Origin of the sequence: Photorhabdus kayaii, assembly GCF_025384895.1 — a bacterium.
In the GTDB taxonomy this organism is placed as follows: domain Bacteria; phylum Pseudomonadota; class Gammaproteobacteria; order Enterobacterales; family Enterobacteriaceae; genus Photorhabdus; species Photorhabdus kayaii.
In genome coordinates this window covers 1-3331 of sequence record NZ_JAJAFZ010000138.1, presented here as the reverse complement: position 1 = coordinate 3331, position 3331 = coordinate 1, and the positions used below count along the sequence as shown (strand labels likewise).

Sequence of the window (3331 nt, the reverse complement as noted above, 5' to 3'; positions counted from 1 at the left end):
GTTTGAAATACAAATTGAAGTAAAACGTGCCATCAAAATTGTATGTAGCACGAAATATATCTTATTGGAGAATTCTTGTGGAGAAAAAAGATTGGCATTCGGCAGATATTATCGCCGCGTTGAAAAAGAAAGGAACGTCATTGGCGGCTGTTTCTAGAGAAGCAGGGCTGGCATCGTCAACGTTATCTAATGCCTTGCAAAGACCTTGGTGTAAAGGTGAAACAATTATTGCAAACGCACTGGGACAGAAGCCTGATGAAATCTGGCCTTCCCGTTACCAGAAAAGGAGGAAGAGATCTTGATCTCCAGGCGAAAGAATATGGTGACAGTTATAGGAACCATAAAAGCAACGCTCTGAAAGTGCTGCAACACAATCAGAGCGTCTAACCACAACATTACAAGAACTAATGTATGGCTAATATGAATAGTAACATATCCTCATACTCAAAGCGTTATACATTTAACGCACAATCTAATGTAGAAACCGAAGTACATACCGCGCTTACAGACTTTTCTTTGGTTTTAATTTTTTGTAAACCAATTGGGAAGCAATATTATGCACAGTAGCGTCCCTGATACTCCCGACGACGGTGATATATCTGATGTGAATATCCTATGGTCTGGCATGTCGGATGCGATTGCATCATTGGATTTTTCATGTATTAGCGATACTGTACTGTGTCAGTTAATTGAATCATCCAAAGAAAATACTATGGGCATGTGTCATGGTGTAACTTTTCTTGGTGACTCAATGTTGTCGTTTGCCAGTAATAACATCCATGAATTTACGCCAGAGAGTTTGTGTCAGCTCGGGCATAGCCTAGAGGCGTTGAGTTCTCTATTACCGATGTTGTTTACTTTGCATGAAAAAGCGAGTGGTGAATGTCACCGTAGGGCTTTGAAAAACGAAATAAAATAGTTTTTTCAAATGAAACCGGAAAATTTTTGGATGGTTTTCCGGTTTAAAGGCATAAATTATCGCTGACAGGGTATTCGATATTGTCGATACTCATCGGGTTGATTTTTCCCCTTCCTAGGGTCTGAGGTGGTACCGGGATGTCGTCACCGTGCACTTTTCCTGGCATACCGACGTAGTGTCTTATACAGCGGCTCCAGCAGTTTGCTGATTGCCCCTGATCAGCAACCCAGCGTGATGCGGCAGGGGCTTCTGTTCAGACATTTTTTCGTTAACATTGCTGAGTAAGCCCCGGAGACAAGTGAGGCTGAGTTGTTGCGGCCTGGTAGGATGAAATAAGGGAGCCAGACAGGCATATGTTGGCTGGGTATGGCATATTGGGCACCTTTCCATATTTTGAGGAAAAGAAAACAATGCGTCATCATAACGTAACAGATATTACGGTTGTGGTACTAAGTTTCCACATAGCTTAAGTATAACTCTCACTAACCCCGATTAATTTCTTTAAATTTCTGGATCGTGTGTTTGATGGCTTGTTCTGTTGGCAAACGCTCCATTGAACTGGCGCCATAGAACCCATGACAATTGGGACAATGAGCCATAATATAGGCGACATCTTCCGGTTCCAAAATTGGGCCGCCGTGACATAGCGTAATAATGTCATTTCGGATAGTTTTAGCTGCCGAAGCACAAGCGTTAATGATTGGTATACAAGATTTCAGATCATATGATGTATTAGCACTAATATCACCGCCAGTGGTTAGCCCCAGATGTACAACAATGATATCAGCACCTGCTTGTGCCATAGCCTCAGCCTCTTTTGCATTGAAAACATAAGGAGTGGTAATCATTCCTTTTTCATGTGCCAGGCGGATTAGCTTAACCTCCAGTGCATAGCCCATGCCTGTTTCTTCCAGGTTTTTTCTGAACTTTCCATCAATCAGTCCTACTGTTGGGAAGTTCTGAATACCAGCAAAACCTTGTGCCTTCAGTTCATCCAGGAAAAGAGATAAATTACAGAATGGATCAGTACCGCAGACACCCGCCAATACAGGTGTTTCCTTAACTATCGGCAATATTTCATTACCCATTTCTCTGACAATTTCATTTGCATTACCGTATGGCATTAATCCGGCCAATGATCCTCTGCCAGCCATTCTGAAGCGTCCAGAATTATATACGATAATGAGGTCTGCCCCTCCTGCTTCTTCGCAACGCGCCGAAAGACCACTACCTGCACTCGCCCCAATAATAGTTTCGTTACGTTCGACTTTTTGTTTTAGAGTTTCAATAATCTGATTATATTTTTTCTTCATAAGAGATTCCCTGGTGTTCTATAATTTCCTTGAGTTGTTGTATTACAAGAGTACAAAATTGTGGTGAATTTATGTGAAAAGGTGTTTTTATAACTTTTCGCAATTTTGTTTGTTTTATTGTTTTTTTTAGTCCATGACAGAAAGCCTGTGTTGATGCAGGTAAATAAAAAGGTTGTTCAGGGCAATCTAGCGCAGAGAATCCGCCTTCCGGAATAATGAATCGAATAGGTCCATCACACTTATTAAGTTTGTTCCCTATCCAGATACCAAGCTGATAGTTTTCTTCAGGTGTCGTTCGCATCAATGTCACCTGAGAGTTATGCTCAAAAAACAGCCTGTTGCTGTAGCGTTCTGGGATCGTGTCTTTTGCACCAAAGTTAACTATGTCCAAAGCACCAGCACTGCCGATCCACGGAATGCTTTTTTTTGCAATGACATCTAAGCGTGTGTCAGGACAACCCAAAACCCCCCCAAATAACAGATCGGAAATTTCTGTTAATGTAATATCTAAAACACAAACCAATTTGCCGTCCTTAGCCAATTTCTCCATGCTTGTTCCACCATTGCCGGTAGCATGAAAAGCCAGGCAATCGTATTGAGCATTTAACTCAGTAGTGAGCTGATTAATGCATGGAGTCGTTATACCAAACATCGTCAACCCTAAAGCGGGTTTATGAATATCAGCCAATGGCGTAAAATAATTGACAGAGCCCGCCATCATATTTGCAGCATTAGACAATACTGCACGAGAAATACGGTTGAGTCCGTTGAGATCGGTTACCGTATACAGCATGGCAATATCGCTGTCCCTAACGTAGGCCGAGACATTCCCTGACGCCATCGTTGATACCATGATTTTAGGCAAACCGATCGGCAGGCTTTGCATAGCCGGAGTAATCAGCGCTGTTCCGCCTGAGCCTCCGATACCAATCACCCCCGCGATATCGTCGATTGAACTGTTCAGGAAATTTGTGAGGGCGACAGACATCGCGGTTATCGCTTTATTCCGTACGCCACAAAAAACGGGATCAACGCCAGCGGGATGATACTCAGCCACCTGAAGTGAATGAATATCTATCTTTTTATGCTGATTATTCTG

At 42.5% G+C, this 3331-nt stretch carries 4 protein-coding genes; 2 read left to right on the top strand and 2 right to left on the bottom strand.

Annotated elements, in window-relative coordinates; genetic code table 11:
• Window positions 1-77: 77 nt before the first annotated feature.
• Both LGZ98_RS23180 and LGZ98_RS23175 read left to right on the top strand, forming a co-directional pair.
• Window positions 78-302, top strand: coding sequence for a helix-turn-helix domain-containing protein (locus LGZ98_RS23180; protein WP_228902821.1), 225 nt, complete (start codon window positions 78-80; stop codon window positions 300-302).
• A 254-nt stretch (window positions 303-556) separates the two neighbouring features.
• Complete coding sequence (locus LGZ98_RS23175; RefSeq protein ID WP_191215004.1) at window positions 557-919, top strand: hypothetical protein; 363 nt, start codon at window positions 557-559, stop codon at window positions 917-919.
• 482 nt (window positions 920-1401) lie between these two features.
• Here LGZ98_RS23175 and LGZ98_RS23170 read toward each other — a convergent pair whose 3' ends face one another.
• Together LGZ98_RS23170 and LGZ98_RS23165 are read right to left on the bottom strand one after the other, a co-directional pair.
• Entirely contained in the window at window positions 1402-2232 is an 831-nt protein-coding gene (locus tag LGZ98_RS23170) for a phosphoenolpyruvate hydrolase family protein (protein WP_113044388.1), read from the bottom strand.
• A partial coding sequence (locus LGZ98_RS23165) for a Tm-1-like ATP-binding domain-containing protein (RefSeq protein ID WP_262978670.1) occupies window positions 2216-3331 on the bottom strand: 1116 nt, incomplete at its 5' end. The genes LGZ98_RS23165 and LGZ98_RS23170, both read right to left, overlap by 17 nt.